This window comes from Shewanella sp. 10N.286.52.B9, from assembly GCF_002873635.1.
In the GTDB taxonomy this organism is placed as follows: domain Bacteria; phylum Pseudomonadota; class Gammaproteobacteria; order Enterobacterales; family Shewanellaceae; genus Shewanella.
In genome coordinates this window covers 70,342-91,052 of record NZ_MCTY01000169.1, presented here as the reverse complement: position 1 = coordinate 91,052, position 20,711 = coordinate 70,342, and the positions used below count along the sequence as shown (strand labels likewise).

The 20,711-nt window shown below is 42.2% G+C and carries 11 protein-coding genes; 8 read left to right on the top strand and 3 right to left on the bottom strand.

Annotated features, from left to right (window positions below):
• Positions 1 to 928 precede the first annotated feature (928 nt).
• From BCU91_RS10780 to BCU91_RS10750, 7 genes are all read left to right on the top strand, one after another.
• Positions 929 to 3,943 (top strand): TonB-dependent receptor, encoded by a 3,015-nt coding sequence (locus BCU91_RS10780; RefSeq protein ID WP_102531447.1) that lies wholly within the window; start codon positions 929 to 931, stop codon positions 3,941 to 3,943.
• Between the two features lie 222 nt (positions 3,944 to 4,165).
• Positions 4,166 to 5,791: a tryptophan halogenase family protein gene (locus tag BCU91_RS10775; RefSeq protein ID WP_102531446.1), complete on the top strand. Its 1,626-nt coding sequence runs from the start codon at positions 4,166 to 4,168 to the stop codon at positions 5,789 to 5,791.
• A 69-nt stretch (positions 5,792 to 5,860) separates the two neighbouring features.
• On the top strand, positions 5,861 to 6,586 hold the full coding sequence (locus BCU91_RS10770; RefSeq protein ID WP_102439780.1) for a SapC family protein: 726 nt from the start codon (positions 5,861 to 5,863) through the stop codon (positions 6,584 to 6,586).
• A gap of 55 nt (positions 6,587 to 6,641) precedes the next feature.
• Entirely contained in the window at positions 6,642 to 7,688 is a 1,047-nt protein-coding gene (locus BCU91_RS10765; RefSeq protein WP_102519047.1) for a cupin-like domain-containing protein, read from the top strand.
• An 82-nt stretch (positions 7,689 to 7,770) separates the two neighbouring features.
• Positions 7,771 to 9,267: a tryptophan halogenase family protein gene (locus BCU91_RS10760; RefSeq protein WP_102439778.1), complete on the top strand. Its 1,497-nt coding sequence runs from the start codon at positions 7,771 to 7,773 to the stop codon at positions 9,265 to 9,267.
• Between the two features lie 45 nt (positions 9,268 to 9,312).
• Positions 9,313 to 10,083, top strand: coding sequence for a DUF6445 family protein (locus BCU91_RS10755; protein WP_241904066.1), 771 nt, complete (start codon positions 9,313 to 9,315; stop codon positions 10,081 to 10,083).
• Positions 10,084 to 10,216: 133 nt separating this feature from the next.
• A complete protein-coding gene (locus tag BCU91_RS10750; protein WP_241904065.1) occupies positions 10,217 to 12,868 on the top strand; it encodes a glycoside hydrolase family 3 C-terminal domain-containing protein in 2,652 nt (883 codons plus the stop codon).
• A 77-nt stretch (positions 12,869 to 12,945) separates the two neighbouring features.
• On the opposite strand, the gene BCU91_RS10745 is transcribed toward BCU91_RS10750, so the two are convergent.
• Positions 12,946 to 13,533, bottom strand: coding sequence for a tRNA-uridine aminocarboxypropyltransferase (locus BCU91_RS10745; RefSeq protein ID WP_157936099.1), 588 nt, complete (start codon positions 13,531 to 13,533; stop codon positions 12,946 to 12,948).
• 305 nt (positions 13,534 to 13,838) lie between these two features.
• On the opposite strand from BCU91_RS10745, the gene BCU91_RS10740 reads away from it, so the two are divergent.
• Positions 13,839 to 15,308 carry a capsule assembly Wzi family protein gene (locus tag BCU91_RS10740; RefSeq protein ID WP_102531445.1) on the top strand — a complete coding sequence of 490 codons (1,470 nt, stop codon included), beginning with the start codon at positions 13,839 to 13,841 and terminating at the stop codon, positions 15,306 to 15,308.
• A 107-nt stretch (positions 15,309 to 15,415) separates the two neighbouring features.
• On the opposite strand, the gene BCU91_RS10735 is transcribed toward BCU91_RS10740, so the two are convergent.
• The gene (locus BCU91_RS10735) at positions 15,416 to 16,918 is read right to left on the bottom strand and encodes a sigma-54 dependent transcriptional regulator (RefSeq protein WP_102519053.1); all 1,503 of its coding nucleotides are present in this window, start codon (positions 16,916 to 16,918) and stop codon (positions 15,416 to 15,418) included.
• Between the two features lie 19 nt (positions 16,919 to 16,937).
• A complete protein-coding gene (locus BCU91_RS10730; protein ID WP_102531444.1) occupies positions 16,938 to 20,465 on the bottom strand; it encodes a PAS domain S-box protein in 3,528 nt (1,175 codons plus the stop codon).
• Positions 20,466 to 20,711: the final 246 nt, after the last annotated feature.

Sequence of the window (20,711 nt, the reverse complement as noted above, 5' to 3'; positions counted from 1 at the left end):
GCAATCAAGCCAGCCAGCCCGCTTCATTGTTGTACCTAATACTCTTCAGTCCTAAATATATCGCCATTAAAATAGCGTTGCTGTGACGCTATGTTTATCAGTGATTAACAACTGATAGCAGTCAAATCAGTCCCTTTAATTACTATACCTAATACTCTTCAGTCTAAAAAATATCGCCAATCAAATAGATGTATATTTTTAAATGCTATCAGTGAATTTTAACTGTTAACTGCTGATAGCAATCAAGCCAGCCCGTTTGATTGTTGTACCTAATACTCTTCAGTCTAAAAAATATCGCCAATCGAATAGAAGTATATTTTTAAGTGCTATCAGTGAATGTTAAATGTTAACTACTGTTAGCAATCAAGCCAGCCCGCTTCATTGTTGTACCGAATACTCTTCAGTCCTAAATATACCGCCCTTAAAACAGCTTTACTGTGACGCTATGTTTATCAGTGAGTAACTGCGAAAGTACCAATCAAACATTCCTCTAAAAGCAGCCTCAAGCCTGTGCATAAATCCAACAACTGTACATTTGATAGAACCACCTTCCATACTACGCAACAAACTAGCCTCCAAGCACAAATTTTCGTAAATATATGTAAGCGCTATCACAAAAATATTATTTTTTGATAATCCTAATAAAAACATAACAAAAACAAATTAACCGTTAAAAAACAACAAACTAAATGCACACAAAAAAACTATAACCACCAGCTCAGGTTAACGAGTTGTAACTTTTATGCTAAATAATGTTGACGCTATTAACAAATTAATCTAGTTTTATGTAAGCGCTTACATAAGCTTTTTCAAAAAGACTTTTATAAGCGTGCCAAAAATGATGAATAAAGTATGTTACGAATAAATCGTAACCCGAATAAAAAATCAGAGAGTAGTAGCCTGAATTCGAAGTCGAGGGGAGACTTAGATGAAACCTAGAACATTTAGAAAAACCAGAATTGCCACTAGTTTGTCGGTAGTACTGAGCGCAAGTACCATGATGCCAGCATTTGCAGCAGATGAAGTTGCAAGTGAAAATATTGAAGTACTAAAGGTCACTGGTATCCGCGGTAGCTTAATTAAATCAATGGATTTAAAACGTAGCTCAAACGGTGTTGTTGATGCAATTAACGCAGAAGACATTGGTAAGTTCCCAGACAGTAACTTAGCAGAATCTTTACAACGTATTACTGGTGTATCAATTGACAGACAAAACGGCGAAGGTAGCCGCGTTTCTGTTCGTGGTTTTGGTGCAGACCAAAACTTAGTCATGCTCAATGGCCGTCAAATGCCAGTGACAACCGGTTCTCGTTCATTTGATTTTGCTAACATAGCTTCAGAAGCCATTAGCGCTGTTGAAGTAGAAAAAACTAGCCAAGCGAAAAACTCAACTGGTGGTATTGGTGCAACAATTAATGTTCTAACTCATCGCCCTTTAAGTTCTCCTGGTTTAAAAGCCAGTTTCGGCGTTAAAGCCGTAGATGATACTTCTACTGATGAAGGTTCTATCACGCCAGAACTTTCAGGTATTTACTCAAATACCTTTGCTGATGGCAAATTTGGTATTTCAATTTCAGCCAGTTATCAAGAACGTGAAAGTGGTAACCAGCAAGCACAAGTGGGCACCGGTTGGCGTAGTTTCCCTGGTATTGTTGACCAAGATTGGGGTGGCGATAACGCAGAATGGGGCGGCGTACCAAAAGATGACAATCAAATAAACCGACCTGGTGAAGGCGATGTTTACTCGGTACCACAAACAACTGTGTACCGTTTTGAAGAGCAACAACGCGCTCGTACCAATGGTCAGTTAGTATTGCAGTACGAACCAATCGATTCTCTTCGTGCTACGTTAGATTACACTTACATGCAAAACGATATCGATACTCAATCACATGATGTATCGGCATGGTTTAACTTTGTTCCAACTCAAGAAAGTACTTGGTCAGACGGCCCAGTATCTTCACCACTGGTTTATTCTGAAACCTATCCTGATGGCGGCGCTGATTTATCGATGGCTGCTGGCGATTATGGTACTCGTGACGAAAGTGGCTCAATTGGCTTTAACTTAGAGTGGGATGCAACTGATAACTTATTCTTATCACTTGATTACCATAGCTCTGAAGCTGAGCGTTCACCTAATAACAAAAATGGTAGTAGCAGTAATTTAAGTACTGCAGCATTTATTCGTACCAGTGCGGCAACTGACTTTACTGGTGACGTACCCGTACTTGCTGTCGGCGGTGGTAATCAGGTTCGCCCTGAAGACATGCGCGTAACCGGTTCAGTATTTGGTAATGCTCGGAATAAATCAGAAATTGACCAATTACAAATCAATGGTACTTACATATTTGAAGAAGCCGGTAGCATTGACTTTGGTATAGCGGCAACTGACGTTAACAACCATTCGCAATCAGTTAACGTACAACGTAATGATTGGGGTGGTGTTGGCGCTGAAGGTGATTTTGACCCAGCATGGTTCCCTACTGGTAGTGTGCAAGATCAATTTGATGGCTCACAAGGTGACTTCTCAGATTATGAAGGTTCAGCGTCTGTAGACCCACAAGATGTTATTTTCTTATGGGACTTTGAAGCTGTTCGTGCTCGCGCCGCTGAATTGTATGGTTCTACTGCTGTTGGTGATTGTGGCAATGGTTTCTGCCCATCAACAGATTATGCCAGCGATACCGACCGCTACACGCAAGAAGAATCTCAATCTGCTTATATCCAATATAACTACGAAGGCGACATCGGTGACATGCCATTTGATGTGCATGTGGGTGTGCGTTACGAGCAAACAGATGTTGAATCTAAATCAGCAGTTTCATCTTACGATCAAGCGACTTGGATAGCTGAGACAGAAATTGCCCTACAAAGTACCACTACTGACAATCGTGTATTCCAAACTCAAAAAGGTGATTACGATTACTTCTTGCCAAGCTTTAACTTCAATATTGAAGTGGTAGAAGATGTCATGTTACGTGCGGCATACAGTGAAACAATTGGTCGCCCTGATTATACCTCGATTCAAGGTGGTACCACAGTTGGCACCCTTGCAAACCGCGGCGGTGGTAGCGGCTCTACAGGTAACCCAAGCTTATTACCGTTAGAGTCTGAAAATATCGATTTTTCTGCTGAATGGTACTACGCTGATGCAAGTTATGTTTCTGTAGGTTACTTCCGCAAAGATGTAACTAACTTTATTGATAATAGCCCTGTTAACTCAGATATTTACAGTATTCCAGACCCATCAAATGGGGTTTATGTTCAAGAAGCGATTGCTGCAGGTCAAGTGACAGCAATTGACCAGCGTCAGTGGATTTATGACACCTACGGTGCAACTGATCCAAACGTTACTCTAAACCCTGATAATGGCAATATTGAAATCACCGGTAACCCTGGTGACCCAAGTGTTAACTTTGTTATTAATACTCCAGCTAACAGCAGTCAAAGCTCTGTAATTGATGGTTGGGAATTTGCAGTTCAGCACTTCTTTGGTGAGTCAGGCTTTGGTTTACAAGCTAACTACACTTTAGTGAATGCGGGTGATGATTTTGATAATACTAACTTAGGCCGTCCAGATAGCGCCACTCGCGCTGCAGACGCTGGACAGAATGTATTAACCAACATCAGTGATACTGCCAACATTGTTGCTATGTATGAAGACTATGGTTTCTCAGCGCGTTTAGCTTGGAACTGGCGTGATGAGTTCTTAAACTCTACCGGCAATGATACTGGTGCTAACCCCACTTATACTGAAGAATACTCACAACTTGATTTTAATATCGGTTATGACATTGCGGCAGTTGAAGGGTTAACCGTGTTCTTCGAAGGTCTTAATATTACCAACGAAAACACCCGTACCCATGGTCGTTCGTACACAGAAGTACTTAACTACACCCAAACTGGGGCACGTTATAGCTTAGGTGCGCGTTACACATTCTAATGTGTATGTAAATCTATCAAAAAGTAAGGTCGTTTGAGGTGACCCCATGGTCACCTCTTTTTTTAAGCTACATCCATTAGCAACAAGGACGTTGCACTTTTTTATCAAACTACTGAATACAGATTTCACTAACTATCCCTTGTAAGTGACTGAAAATTATTCGATGCTGTTTAAGTTAACAACTAAGCCTTAAAGATATTAATAAAAACAATAGGCCCTTTTATGGAACAAGCGATAAATCATATAGTCATTGTCGGTGGCGGCACTGCAGGTTGGATTACAGCAGGTATTCTGGCTGCTGAACATAATGCTGATAATGGCAAACTATCGCCCTCTCCCAAGCTCAACATTACCCTGATAGAATCCCCTGATGTTGCCACGATTGGCGTTGGCGAAGGCACTTGGCCTTCAATGCGCACCACCTTAAAAAAAATCGGTATCAGTGAAACAGAATTTTTAATCAGTTGCGATGCCAGCTTCAAGCAAGGTTCACGGTTTATTAATTGGACCCATTCGCTGACTGAAAACCACAGCAATAACCCAAACAATAGTCCAAGCAATAGTCCAAGCAATAAAAGCAGCGATCATTATCTACACCCGTTTAGCCTGCCGATGGGCACTAACGAAATTGATTTATGCCCCTATTGGTTACCCCACCGTGACCAAGTCAGCTTTGCTGATGCTGTCGGTCAGCAAAACCAACTGAGTCAGCTATTTTTAGCGCCTAAGCAAATCACCACTGCTGAGTATCAATTTCAAAATAATTACGGTTACCATTTAAACGCCGGTAAATTTAGTCAACTGCTACAAAAGCATTGCACTGAAAAACTCGGCGTCAGCCATATACGCGATCACGTCACGGCTATTCATAAAAAAGACAACGGCGACATTGGCTATTTAGCCACTAAACACTCAGGTGAAATTGCAGCTGACTTATTTGTTGATTGCACTGGGGTGAAATCATTACTTTTGGGCGAGCAACTTGAAGTGCCATTCATTTGCCAAAAGGCAGTGTTATTTAATGACTCAGCCCTAGCGGTACAAGTCCCCTACCCTGAGCCTGAAACAGATATCGCTTCATGTACCCATTCAACCGCGCAAACTAATGGCTGGATTTGGGATATCGGCTTACCCACACGCCGCGGTGTTGGACATGTGTACTCGTCGAGTCATACAACGCAAGCTGAGGCGGAGCAACAACTGATCGATTATCTAAAACCGACCGCGGGGTTAGATGTTGATAATCTCAACATTAGAGCGCTTTCCATCGCCCCAGGTCATAGGCAGGTGTGCTGGAAAAACAACTGTATGGCTATTGGTATGGCTTCAGGCTTTATTGAGCCCTTAGAGGCATCGGCATTAGCCTTAGTTGAATGGAGCGCTAATACCCTTGCGCAGCAACTCCCTGCTAACCGTCAGGTGATGGATATTGTATCGGCTAGAGTGAATAAGCGTTTTCAGCAACATTGGCAACAAATTATCGAGTTTTTGAAATTGCATTATGTGCTGAGTAAACGCAGTGACAGTGACTATTGGCATGATCATCGTGAATCATCCACCATTCCTGATAGCTTGCAAGAGCAGTTACAACTATGGCAGACCCAGCCTCCAAGCCGTCATGACATTCAACATACTGATGTGCTGTTTCCGGCTGCGAGCTTTCAATTTGTGCTTTACGGAATGGGCTTTGAAACACAAATGCCAAACCAATTAAAACCTTCTTTACAAAATAGAGCTCAGCAATTATTTGCCGACAATATCAAACGTACCCAAGGTTTAAAGCAAGTATTACCGAGTAATCGAGAATTACTTAATAAAATCCAACAATATGGGTTATCTCGTATTTAGCACCCAACCCATTGATAAATTATAACGACAACATAAACAGCAATGACTGTACTTGATTAGGATGTCAGCATGAACAAACCAGTATTACTCAATAGCGTCGACCACAAAGATTTGAAAATCATCACTGAGCGCTCAGCAAAGTACGGTGATAATTTATGGTACACGGTAACTTTCCCGTTAGAATTTCGCAGTGTGCAGGCTAATTATCCGATCTTTTTTCAAAAAGACAGCCAAACGGGTCAATTCTATTCGGTGGCGTTATTTGGCTTCCAACACAAAGAAAACCTGTTCTTACAAGATGGTAAATGGAATGCATCATATATCCCACTAACCGTGCGTCGTCAGCCATTTCTAATTGGTCAACAAAAAGTGACTGAAGATGGCGTTGAGCAGGTGCAACGAGTGATCCACCTCGACCCTAACCACCCTCGGATCAATGAAACTGAAGGCGAAGCCTTATTTTTCCCTTATGGTGGTAATACCCCCTATTTAGATGAAGTAGGCGATATGCTTGAGGCGATTCACCATGGTTTAAGTGACAGTAAACAGTTCATCGATACCTTAATCAAATTAGAATTACTGGAGTCTTTCACCCTAGATGTGCAATTAGATAATGGTGAAAAACATCAAATGATTGGTTTTTATACCATTAATGAAGACACCTTAGCGGGGTTATCAGCAGAAGTGCTTGGCGAGTTGCATCAACATGGCTATCTCAATGCCATCTATATGGCGCTGGCATCACAATCTAATATCAGACAATTACTTAATTTCAAAAATGCCCAAAACAGCTAAATCTCATTAAATTGGATTTACAACAAAAATTAAGTTCTTGATAGGATGTAAGGTAATGAGCATGGCACTAAATCAGACAGCAAAGCAGACGGTAAAAGTCATAGATGATTGTCCATTAGAAGATATTCAAGCTGTGATTGAGGCAATGAATATTGAAAACACCGTTCAGCCCGTTATCTTTAAAGGTGCTTGCCGCCATTGGCCGCTGGTTCAGGCAGGTTTAGATTCTGCTAAATCAGCCGCTGACTACCTGTTGTCTTTTTATCAAGAAACGCCGGTTACTGCCTATTATGTTGCGCCTGAACATAAAGGCAGAGTTTTTTATAATGAGCAGGTCAATGGCTTTAATTACCAAGCCAGCCAACTCAACTTAAGACAAGTGATTGATAAGTTATTTGCCCACCAAGATGATCAATTGCCGCCAAGTATTTATATGGGCTCCACCGAGATAAACCATTTTTTGCCCGGACTTGCGGCTGAAAATAGCGTTAATATCGACCCCATAAAACCACTCACCAGTGTCTGGCTTGGTAATCAATCTCGCATCGCTGCCCACTTTGATTTTCCACAAAACCTCGCTTGTAATGTTGTCGGAAAACGCACCTTTACTCTTTTCCCACCTGAACAGGTGGCCAATTTATATATTGGCCCGATGGAGTTTGCCCCCGGCGGACAAGAAATTAGCATGGTGGACTTCGATAATCCTGACTTTGAGCGTTTCCCTAAATTTACCCACGCATTAGCGGCCTCACAAACCGCTGAATTAGAAGCTGGTGACGTACTCTATGTTCCAAGTATGTGGTGGCACCATGTGGCGGGTAATCAAGCCTTTAATGTGCTTATTACCCACTGGTGGCGTGACAGTCCAGGTTATTTAGGTAGACCCAATAATGCCCTAGCCTTGGCGATGCTGAGTTTACGCTCATTACCAAAAGCGCAGCGCCAAGCATGGAAAGCCATGTTTGAGCATTATGTTTTTGACCATGATGACGACGATGTAGCGCACATCCCTAAAGAGGCTCAAGGGATGCAAACCAAACCGCTAGATGAGCTCAATGCACGTAAATTAAGAGCTGATTTAATCAATAAATTAAAACGCTAACCGCTTTTGTCAAGCAACTTATTTTAGCAAATACGTCTTTAATATCATGATATTACAAGCAAATACAGTTTAAGGAATGCCAATGAACATACCAAATAAACCCATTAAAAAGGTCGTCATCGCCGGTGGCGGCACCGCAGGTTGGATGACAGCTGCGGCATTAACTAAGTTATTAGGTAAAAACCTTGAAGTAGTATTAGTTGAGTCTGATGAAATCGGTACTGTGGGTGTCGGTGAAGCAACCATCCCAACACTGCATATTTTTCATCGCTTATTAGGCATTAAAGAACAAGATGTCATGGCGGCCACCAATGCTACCTTTAAACTGGGTATTTCTTTTGAAAACTGGCATGACGTCGGCAAAGATTATATTCACTCATTTGGTTTTTTAGGCAAAGATTGCTGGGCTTGTGGCTTTCAACATTTTTGGCTTAAGGGTCAGCAACGTGGGCTAGTCAGTGAAATTGGTGATTATTGCACCGAACATTTGGCCGCCCGCGAAGGTCGATTTGCCGTGTTACCTAACCAAGATTACAACCATGCCTATCATATGGATGCCAGCTTATACGCCAAGTTCTTGCGGGTTATTGCAGAGCAGCACGGTATTAAGCGTATTGAAGGCAAAATATCAGCGGTACAGCAGCACCATGATAATGGCCATATCAGCGCGTTAACACTGATGTCAGGTGAAGTGATTGAAGGTGACTTATTCATTGATTGTACCGGCTTTAAGGCCTTATTAATCGAGCAAACCCTTAATGCAGGTTTTGATGACTGGAGCCATTGGTTACCTTGTGATAGCGCCATTGCGGTGCAAACAAAAACCACCAGCAAGCCCATTCCCTATACTCGTTCAATTGCCCGAGAATCCGGCTGGCAGTGGCGCATTCCGCTACAAAGCCGCACTGGCAACGGTATTGTGTTTTGCAGTAAATACATCAGTGATGATGAAGCTAAAGCCACCTTAATGGAAAACATTGAAGGTGAACCATTAACTGAACCACGAGTGATAAAGTTCCGCACCGGTAGTCGCCGTAAAACCTGGGATAAAAACTGTGTCGCCATTGGTCTTTCATCTGGTTTTTTAGAGCCATTAGAGTCCACCAGCATTCATTTAATTCAGCGCGGTATTGTACGTTTACTGCAAATGTTCCCCTCACAAGGCATTGTTGAAGAAGATATCAATGAGTTTAACCAACAGACTCGCACAGAAACCGAGAATATTCGTGACTTCATTATCTTGCATTATAAAGTCACTGACAGAGTCGATACACGTTTTTGGCGTCATTGTAAGAGCATGGACGTACCTGCCTCATTGCAACATCGTATCGATATGTTTGATGCTTCAGGTAAAGTCTACAAACACGGTAATGAGTTATTTGGTGAAAGCTCTTGGATACAAGTAATGATGGGCCAAGGTCTAGCGCCGAAACAATATCACCCGATTGTGGATATGATGGAAGATGCAGAACTTGAAAGCTTCTTAGGCAATATCAAAGCAAAAGTGAAACACAAAGTGGCTAATTTGCCTGATCATTATGAGTTTGTGCAGCATTACTGCAAATCAAAAATGCTTTAACTCATTCTAATCGCTTGATAGGTATAGATAACGGATCCGCATATTATGGTCGATGTAACATCAGCAGCACCTAAGTCAGATAAACATAAGCCGGCTGGCAGCAATAACTTAAATGCTATGGTGCTGGTCAAAAAGCCCATCAAGCCACAAGTGGTTTATATCGGTGAGTTAAAAACACCGGTGATTGTGATTGATGACTTTACTGCTGATGTATCTGAGCTTCAGGCCTGTGCCAGTCAAATCGATTTCAATCTCGATATGGGGTCTTACTACCCTGGTGTGCGGGCAAAATTACCTAAAGACTATGTTATTGAAGTGCTTAATCATATATTCCAGCTAATTTATGATGTGTACAAGGTGCCAACCAATTTACGAATTAAGCCTCAAGCGACCTATTTTTCGTTAATTAACCGTCAGCCAGAAAGCTTAACCACCTTGCAGCGGATCCCCCACTTTGATACCCCTGCGCCCTACTATTTTGCCATTTTACAATATTTGAACGACCAGCCCCACGGCGCCACGGCGTTTTTTAAACATAAACCCAGTGGTTTTGAACGTATTACTCAACAAAACATGCAGCAATATTTTAATGCTGCCGAGCCCTATTTACAGCAAATAGCCCCTAAACCTGCCAAGTATTTTGTTGAAAGTAACACCTATTATCAGCAACATCATCAAATTGAATACAAGCAACACCGTTTGGTGATTTACCCCGGTAACCTATTACACTCGACCTTGGTAAACCTTGATACTGACATTGACAGTAATCCTGATACTGGTCGGCTAACCGCCAATATTTTTATCAATATTGAATAATATCTACAGTAATTATCCGCCAAGTCAGTGATTGAACAAGCCGTATGCCTTAATACCTAACAAACTAACATTGTACAAACGAGTACATGACTAAAACATTAATAGCAAAAGCCAATCCTGCAAGGAGCCTGTGATGACACCGAAAACACCAACAGCTATGAAAGGGCTTACAAAAAAGGTTCAGCTAGCGTTAACACTTACTGCGGCTGCAACAAGCCTTATCAGTGTTTCAACAAATGTTGTTGCGTCTTCGGTGAATGCCTCATCACAGTCTCAAGCTTCATCACAAACTCATGCCTTATCGGTTTTATCAATAAGTGAACAACGTCGCTTACAACATCGTTTGTCCAATGTAGAAGCTGAAATTGAGCGCCTTTTACCGCAGCTTACTTTAGAAGAAAAAGTTTCACTGGTGCACGCTGGCGGTAAATTTCATATCCCTGCTATTGAGCGATTAAATATTCATGAAATGTGGATGTCAGATGGCCCCCATGGCGTCCGTTATGAAATTGACCGAAACTCATGGGCGCCTGCTGGCTGGACCAATGACTACTCCACTTACTTGCCGCCATTAACCGCTGTTGCAGCAAGTTGGGACCCGCACATGGCAAGCTTACACGGCAATGTTTTAGGCGCCGAAGCCCGTCATCGCAACAAAGATTTAATCCTCGGCCCTGGGGTTAATTTAGCCCGTTTACCTTTGTATGGGCGTAACTTTGAATACATGGGTGAAGACCCCTTTTTGGCAGCCGCACTAGTAGTGCCAACCGTTAAAGCCATTCAAGCCAATGATGTAGGCGCCACTGCCAAGCATTATGCCCTTAACACGCAAGAGTTAAACCGCACAGGCGTTAACGCCATACCCGATGAGCGTACCTTACGAGAAGTGTATTTACCGGCATTTGAAGCTGCGGTAAAGCTAGCTAATGTACACGCGATAATGGGCGCTTATAATGAATTTCGTGGTACTAATGCTAATCAAAGTAAGCATCTCATTAAAACCATTTTAAAAGGTGAATGGGGCTACGAAGGCGTGCTGCTCACCGATTGGAATGTTGATATCAATACCTATGACGCCGCCATGAATGGCCTTGATATCGAAATGGGCACTGACGTAGCCAGCTACGATGAATACTTTTTAGCAACACCGCTATTAGAGATGATTAAAGCAGGTAAAGTGCCTGAGGCTGAATTAGACGATAAAGTTCGCCGTATTCTAAGAGTACAGCTCAGTATCGGGATGATGGATAAACAACGTTTATCGGGCGATCGCAATACCCAGGCCCATCGTGACGACGCAAGAACCATAGCAACCAACGGTGTGGTACTGTTAAAAAATGATAATCGTGTATTGCCATTGGATAGCAACAAGGTAACAAACATTCTGGTTTTAGGCCCTAATGCCGATAAGCGTCATGGTTTCGGTGGCGGTTCATCAGAAGTCAAAGCGCTGTATGAAATAAGCCCACTTGATGGTCTTAAAGCTAAGCTTGAGCAAGCAGGAGGCAAGGTAAAGATTGAACACATGCGCCCTGCCAGTAGTCAATTTATGCCCATTCCCAATGATTACCTCACCACACGACATTGGACTGGTACGCCATCATGGCAAATTAACTACTTTACTGATGCGAAGGTGGAGCAATTAAGCAGTGAATCATGGATTGCTGACCCACAGTTTGATAGCAAGGGTAAAGCGCAAATAATCGAAATCAAAGCCAACATTAAACCCATGGAAACGGGCAACCATACCTTAAAGATTAAAGGTCGCGGCAAAGTATCGTTAACCATTAATGATAACCGTTTAGTTAGCAGTACTCAGATCACTGATGCAACAGTGTTAAGCCAAGATATCAAGCTAACCGCTGGTGAAACCTATGCATTTAGCCTAACTTACCAAGGTGATGAAACGGTGACCTTAGGCTGGGAAACGCCCAACAGTTTGTATAACACAGAAAAAGAATATCTCGCCGCAGCCAAAAACGCTGATGCAGTAGTTTATTTTGGTGGTTTAAGCCATGCTGATGATCGTGAATCTATTGATCGCCCTGATATGAAGTTGCCAGGTCAACAAGATGAAATCATCGCTAAGCTATTAACAGCTAACCCGAACACCGTGGTGTTTATGATTGGTGGTTCAGCAGTTGAGATGCCATGGGCAGATGATGCCAAGGCTGTGTTGTGGGGCTGGTATGGCGGTATGGAAGCTGGACATGCTTATGCTGACATCCTATTTGGTGATGAAAACCCCAGCGGAAAGATGCCGATAACATTACCGAAAAAACTCGCTGATACCGCGCCAATTGCCCTAAATGATTATAACGAAAAGGAATCACGTTATAGCGAAGGTGTATTTATTGGTTATCGCTGGTTCGAGCAACAAAATATCACCCCACAATTTCCTTTTGGCCACGGTCTATCCTATAGCGATTTCACCTACTCAGACATTCAACTTTCAACTGATAATATCAAAGCTGATGACACGATTACTGTTACTGCAACAATAACCAATAGCAGTAACATCGCTGGCGCTGAAGTGACTCAGTTATATTTGCATGATCTTAACGCCAGTGTCCCGCGACCTGCCAAAGAGTTAAAAGGCTTTAATAAAGTGTGGCTCAACGCCGGTGAAAGCAAACAAGTGAGTTTCAACTTAACCACACGAGACTTATCTTTTTGGGATGTAAAATCCAATGATTGGCTCGCTGAAACCGGTGAATTTGAAGTGATGATTGGCGCGTCTGTCGCTGATATAAAGTTGCGTAAAAAGTTTACCTACACGCAGTAGCAAGCTGAATTAAATAACGACAACTGATAGATATAAAGGGTGAGCAAATAGCTCACCCTTTTATTATATTGTTGAGTTTACGCCTTGAGATTCAACTGCTGCAATAATAGCGCGGTAATTTCAGCGGCCAGCTCGTTTTCTCCAATCTCATTGAGTATTTCAATCGCGCACTCTGCAGTGCATAACCCCCCTTCTACTTGATTGCGCCTTAATTGATATAAAGATGCATGTTTCGGCGTTAAGCTGACTTTTTCAAGCGCCTGTAAATAAGGGCTGCGGTTATACATTTTGCGCGCTTCTTGCCAGGTGGCATCGATGATCACTAGCGCATCAAACTGAGCTAAAGCTGACGGTTTAGAAGTAGTAGATGAAGGGATAACTGCAGCCTTAGACGACTTTTCTGAAAAAGCCTCATCATCAACCTTTAACGGGTTTGTCTCCTCTTCAGATGGGAACACTAAAGCCACTTTTCCTGAGGCGATCATTTGCAATAACTCATCACTTGGGGATTTACGTTGCCAAGTGATCACCGGCGCAGCATCAGCCAAGACTTGCGTAACCCACTGGCCAGTATTGGTTGCTCTGGTTAGCTCTCGCTCATGGGTTAATAACACTATTTTCATATATAAGGTTTCACAGTTTTCAAAATATCGAATATCTGCCAAACAGTTCTGGCAGCTTAATTTTACTAGCTTACAGGATTGCATATTGCAGGCCTACTGCTCTGCAGCCATTCGCTGCTTGCGCTAATCATTGACTAATTATCAATTAATACAAAAAATTAATCCTCAGGCTGCATCAATAATTTTTGTAACTAACTGGCTACCTTTGTGCCGCGAGGCTTGAGTGTTTTGTAACATTCAGTAAAAATTGCTTTTCTCAATACGTTAATTACACAATTGGCTGTTATCATAGCGCTAACAACTAATTTTTATCATTTGGTGAGTCATTTCACCCCAAAGAGCATTCAATGAAGTTAAAAATACTAGCAGGGATAGCACTATTTACTAGCTTTTCTACCCAAGCCGCTTGGTGGGTGGAACCTACAGACTTGCCGCTTAGAGCAGATATACAATTACTTTCTGATACTGGCGTTATTATTCAGCCTGTGACTACCTTTCCTTTGATGTGGTCTGGGATAAAAAAAGATTTAGATAATGCTGCTGACAGCCCAATGTCTGTGCATCAAAAAGATGCTTATCATCGTGTGATGCGCGCTTACAATAAAGATCACCAAGCTGTGACTTTAGGTGCAAGCTTAAGTGGCGCCAATGAAAAAGCTCGCTTTATTGGTTACGGTAATGACTATCGCGACAAAGCTGAAGTTGAATTTACAGCAGAAGTCACCCAAGACTGGTTTAGTGGCCGCTTAGCTGCCAGTTATCATTATGATGCTATCGATGGCAATGAAACTCGCCTAGATAATAGCTTTGCAGCAGTCAAACTGGGTAACTGGATTGTCACTGGCGGCGCAGTGCAAAAATATTGGGGCCCAAGTTGGGACTCAGGTTTAATCCAAACCACCAATGCCAGACCTATGCCAGGCATTACCTTTTCTCGTAATGACAGTAATGCCTTTGAAACCCCTTGGTTAAACTGGGTTGGTCCGTGGACCTTTACCACCAGCTTTAGCCAAATGGAAAGTGATCGCTATGTGCCTGACACCCAGCATTGGGGCGCTCGTGGTACCCTAAGACCCATTTCAAAATTAGAAATTGGCTTTTCTTGGACCATGCAATGGGGCGGTGAAGGCTACGGCAACAGCTTGTCTGATTGGTGGGATGGCTTATTTAATGGCGGGATGTCTGAAGGTGAGCTTGAAAACGGTCAAGAAAACATGCTCGCAGGTTACGATTTTAGATGGTCTGATACCGCTTGGGGCGTACCTTATGGTATTTACTACGAGCGCATCCACGAAGACTATCACAATGGCAAACATAAGCTGATTAACGCCTCAAACATGGGTGGGGTTGATGTTTTTATTGCCTCACTTAACACCCGTTTTTTTGCTGAATACTCAGATACTGCAGCTGCCTGTGGCGAAGACTCTAACGTCTACAACTGCATGTATGAACACGGCTTTTATAAAAGTGGTTATCGTTACTATGGCCGCAGCTTAGGCAGCACCTATGATAATGATTCTCGCGTTGTGGTGTTAGGTGGTATTACTCAACTACAACATGGCCAAAGCTTATCGACTAAGTTTCGTTATGCCAAACTTAACTTTGATGGGGTAGACACTGGTAACCCAACTGGTGGAAATCCGGTATCCCCTGGCCGTTATGAGCGTTTGTTGCAGCTTGATGCCAGTTACCACCGACCATTTTATGAAGGTAAGTTAAAACTTGGCGGCACTGTTGGCTACAGTGAGTATCCTGAAGTTGATACCAGCAGCGATTGGGAAATCACCGTTTACGCTGGTTGGGAACGCGATTTTTAATTGCTAATCACAATAGCAAATTAACACACTGAAATATAATAAAGCCCATCATTTGATGGGCTTTTCTGTATTTCCTATGTAACTAAAGCTAAAACAGACTCTTTAAACTACAAACCTTTATCTTCCCATTGCTGCTTTTTACGATAGATAGTCGAAGGGCTTACATCTAATAAACCCGCGGCTTTTGGAATATTACCGTCACATTGCTCAATAGCGGTTTCAATGGTCATTTTTTCGATTAACCACAATGGCTGTATATCATCATCAACGACCTGAGTTTGTTGATTAGGTGCTGTTTCTGTTGTTTTTTGTAGGGCCTGTTGAGCCGCATTTTCAAAGCCTGACTCGCTTGCATAATGCGCCTTTGCCTCTACTGGTGCGGCTGAGGTGTTTAAATCTGTCATCGACAATGACACTGCGGTGCTCATTTGCGCAGTCATTTGCGCAGTCATTTGCGCAGGTAACATGGCCAAAGACACTTCTTCGGCTGTGTTAAGCACTACAATTTGCCTGATCACATTCTGCAGTTGACGCACGTTACCTGGCCATGGGTAATTGACAAAGCAACGTTCAACTTCGGTAGAGAAACGTTTAAAAGATTTGCCCTCTTCTTTGCTGTATTGCTTCAACAGCTTTTTAGCAATAGACATCACGTCTTTGCCCCTTTGTCTTAAAGGCGGCAGTTCTATAGGGATAACATGTAAGCGATAATATAAATCTTCCCGAAAGCGTCCTTCTTGCACTTCTTTCCATGGGTCTCGGTTGGTGGCACTAATAAAACGCACATCAACTTTTTCTTCTTTAGTGCCGCCTACACGCTGAAATACCCCAGTTTGAATAAAGCGTAGCAATTTACTTTGCAACTCTAAATCCATTTCACACAGTTCATCAAGAAATAAAGTGCCACCATCAGCACGAGTTGCTGCGCCATCACGATTACTCACAGCGCCAGTAAACGCACCTTTGGTGTGACCAAAAATTTCGCTTTCAATTAAATCTTTCGGAATTGAGGCGCAGTTTAAAGCAATAAAAGCTTCTTGTGCTCGTGTTCCTGCTTGATGGATCGCTTGGGCGCAAACCTCTTTACCTGTGCCACTTTCGCCCATCACAAACACTGACGCTTTACTGTTGGCCACGCAATCAATGGTGTTATATACGGTTTGCATGGCTAAGGAGTCACCAATAAAGCCATGAAAATTGGTTTTTGGGAGGCTATTTTCATAATTGGTCACAAGTGCCAATAAGTCTTTTTGCTTCAGAGCATTACGCACAGTAATCGCCAACCTTTTACTATCAAAAGGCTTAACTAGAAAATCAAACGCACCGGCGCGCATGGCATCTACGGCTAAATCAATGGTGCCATAAGCAGTGATCATAATGACGGTGATCTGCGGGTAGTCTTGCTGCACTTTGGTCAAAATATCCATTCCCGACATATCCGGCAATTTAATATCTAACACTAATAAGTCTGGTTGTTTACGGGCAAGTTCTTTTAATGCATCTTCACCAAAATTAACCAAGGTGACTTCGGCGCCTTCGGCACAAAGGTATTCGCTGTACAATGCGCCTAATGACATACTATCTTCTACAAGAACGGCACTAAATCCCATGGGTAACTTCCTTATTTAATTATTTATGACCGATATCAAATCGTTGCTCAATTAACGTCAAGCTTTGCTCAGCAACCACAAATATCTGCTCAAATAATGCGGCTAAAGGTTCATCTTCGGTTCTGGCTGCGGCCTCAAGTAAAATGGCTACTTCAGATAACTTTTGCGCCCCAAAACTGCCTGCACTACTTTTAATGGTATGAACTTGATCTTCAATCTCTGCTCGGCTTCCATTGGCAGTGATGGTTTTTAAAATATCGATACGCATCTTAGTTTCATTATGAAATACCTTCATCATTTTAACTAAGCTTGCTTCACCTACCGCTTTTAGTAACTCATCAAACACCTGCTGATCCAACAACACATCATCAGCTATTGTTTCATTTATGGTTTCAGTTATAGTTTCAGTTATAGTTTCATGTGTAGTTTCAGCTATTAAGCCATTTGAGGTGTCAGCTAATAGGATTTCATTTACCTCAGCTGTTGGCTTAATGTGAGTTTCTTTCTCTGCAGCAATATCACTAACCTCGTCACTAACCTCATGAGTTATTTCCATCGCGTCATTAGCATTGCCCTTCACCTGAGTTAACCAGTAATTTATCCCAGAGATCAAATCCTGCTTTTTAACCGGCTTACCAATAAACCCAAGCATGCCGGCGTCTTTACATGCTGCAACCTCTTCACTGAATACGTTGGCTGACATGGCCAAGATAATTTGATCAGGCTTACTGGCTAAAATTTTACGGCACGCTTCAAGGCCATCCATTTCAGGCATACGAATATCCATCAAAATTAAATCAAACTCTTGCTTTAACCCTATCTCTACCGCTTCTACACCGTTATTAGCATAGGTCATGACTGCGCCGCTATTGGTCAATATCGTACCTGCGACCATTTGGTTTACTGGGCTATCTTCTGCGAGTAATAATTTACAGCCATCAGGCAGGGTTAATTTACTTTCAATGATCTGCTTATCACTCTTTTCTACATTACTGGCATTACTGATTAAGCTTAGTAATATCTCTCGGCTTAACGGCTTGCTGACAGACTCGACTATGCCTAAGTCAGTACTGCGCGCCTGCACTTGTGTATTCACCCCAGATAACAAAGCCGTGATATAGCCTGTCTTAGTCAAATAGCGATTTGATAAGCCCTCTACGCTTTGATGTTCACAGTCTAAAATACAGCTTTCATCGAGCATGATGACATCAAATTGGCCGTTGTTGCTTGATTGACTATCAAGCTCGCTGAGCTGATGCGCAAAGCATGTCTCGACGCCATATTGGCGGTATTGCTTTTCAATTAACTCACAAAGGGTCATATCGGGGTGAATCACTAACACCCGAGGCGCTGTTGATAAAGCAATATCAACAGTTGTTATTTCAGCAGGTTCATCAAGTACCACAGTTAATGTAAACTCACTTCCTTGGCCTAGTTGGCTTTGAACGCTGAGGTTGCCCCCCATCATTTTAGCCAGTTCAGAACATATGGCTAAGCCTAAGCCTGTACCTGCATAACTGGTGGTATGCGTGTCATGAACCTGAGAAAACTCTCTAAATAACTTCTGTTGTGATATTTCACTGATCCCAATGCCTTGATCTTTTACCTTACAGCTCAGTTGCACCTTGCCGTTATCGCGGTTGATAATCTCAATCTCAACAGCAATACACCCATCGGTTGAAAACTTAATCGCATTATCCACCAGGTTTTGCAGCACTTGCCTAATACGCTGCGCATCTCCGATTAAAATTTGCGGTACATCTCGGTCAATAACACTGCCAAGATGCACTCCTTTATCATGGGCTTTATGGGACAAAATCTGTAACACTTGCGCGACTAACTTATCAGGTTGAAACTCTTTAGCTTCCAGTTGCATTTGCCCAGCTTCAATCTTCGAGAAGTCCAAAATATCATTAATGGTACTTAACAAGACTGAGCCCGCTTCTTTAGCCGCGCGAGCATACATGCGCTGGCCCTTTTCAAGTTGAGAGTCTAAAAGCAAATCAACACTGCCAAGTACGGCATTCAGTGGTGAGCGAATTTCATGGCTCATAGTGGCTAAAAATCGTGACTTAGCTTCACTGCCCGCCTCTGCTTGCTCTTTGGCTAATCTTAATTCTTCTTCTCTGGATTTTTGCTCTGAAATATTGCGTAAAAAAGCGGTGAAGAACATTTCATCACCTAATTGAATGGGGATCACCCGCAATTCAACCGGAAACTCCTCGCCAGCTTTATTATGGGCAGGAACTTCGATGCGATTATTCAGCACAGGCCCTTCACCAGTGCGGCGGTGATGCTCCATGCCATTTTTATGGGCACTATGGAAACCTGCGGGAATAATTAAATCTTCCAGCCTTTCACCTAATGCCTCTTCGCGCTCATAGCCAAACAGTTTGACCGCCGCAGCATTAAACTCAACCACTCTGCCGCTAATATCAATAGAGATTAACGCATCATGGGTGGCTTCAATGGTTGCCACCAAAATAGATTGAGTTCTGGCAGCGGTTTGTTGCTCTTTTTTAAGTTCGGTTAAATCTTTGATAAAGCCTAAAAATAGAATCTCACCATCAATTTGCATTTTTGAAATGGTTAGCTCGATAGGAAATAAGCTGCCATCTTTATGCTGCGCTTTTAACTCACGACTGTTACCAATAATTTTTGCATCACCCGTTGTAAGATAATGCTTGATATAGCCATCATGCATAAAGCGATCTGCCATCGGCATTAAAATAGACACATTTTCATCAATAAGCTGTGCTTTTTCATAGCCAAATAACTTACTGACGGCATTATTCACTTCATTAATCACGCCGTTAACATCAATAATGACAAAGCCATCAGCCGCTGAATCTAATATGGTATTTAAGCGAACATTGGCACCTTGTAAATCACTGCGTTTTTCATCCAAGTTTTTAAGCATGGCATTAAAGGCGTTAGTCGTATCGGTGATATCTTGGGTGCCGGGCTCAACCACTTGCACCCCTGATTCCCCTTCAAGCACCCGCTTTGAGGCATGCTGAATATTAAAAATATGTCTGATGAGCTTAAGGCCCTGATACCAAGATAAAAATGAAATCAAAATGATCACTAAAATCATTAATGCGCTATATTTCAACGCCACTGCTTCAACGCTATTATCAAATTCATCGGTATTAACAAGTACGCTTATTTGAATGCCAGTGCCATTATTAGATACTGCCACCACCTCAACCGTATGCTCTTTTGGGGTCACAGCTTTAATGATCTCAAACATGCCTTGGCCATTACGCTGAGCCGAATACAATAGCTTATCTGCTTTGGATACTTCGATTGAATCAATATGGCTAATGTGGTGGGCTTCTAAAGATTGTTTAAGCAGTAAGATGGACTCGCGGGCCTTATCAGGGTTAATACTATTAGCCACCAGCTGCGCTGCAAGTTGAGCTTGCTGCCTTGCTTCTTGCTGATTGGTCTCTTTGATAACAGCTAAACTATTAACAATTAGCATCAGTAATAGTACGACTTGCATTAATCCAATGGCAATTATCGCTTTTAATCTAAATGACAAATTCCTTCTCCTGATGCATTTTGCAAACAGCGCTGTTTAACCCTGTCAAAAATCTATTCCAAAGCAAATGTTTACTACATTATTACTCACTATGAATTACCTGTTCGCATTTTGCAAAAAATTATTCCCAATCTGAAAATGCAAATAGTAAATCTTACTAGAAAGATGCTTAACCACCTGATTTTATTACTTAAAAATTATGGAACAGCTTTTGCTTTAATAAGTTATTAAACAAACTTAATAGAG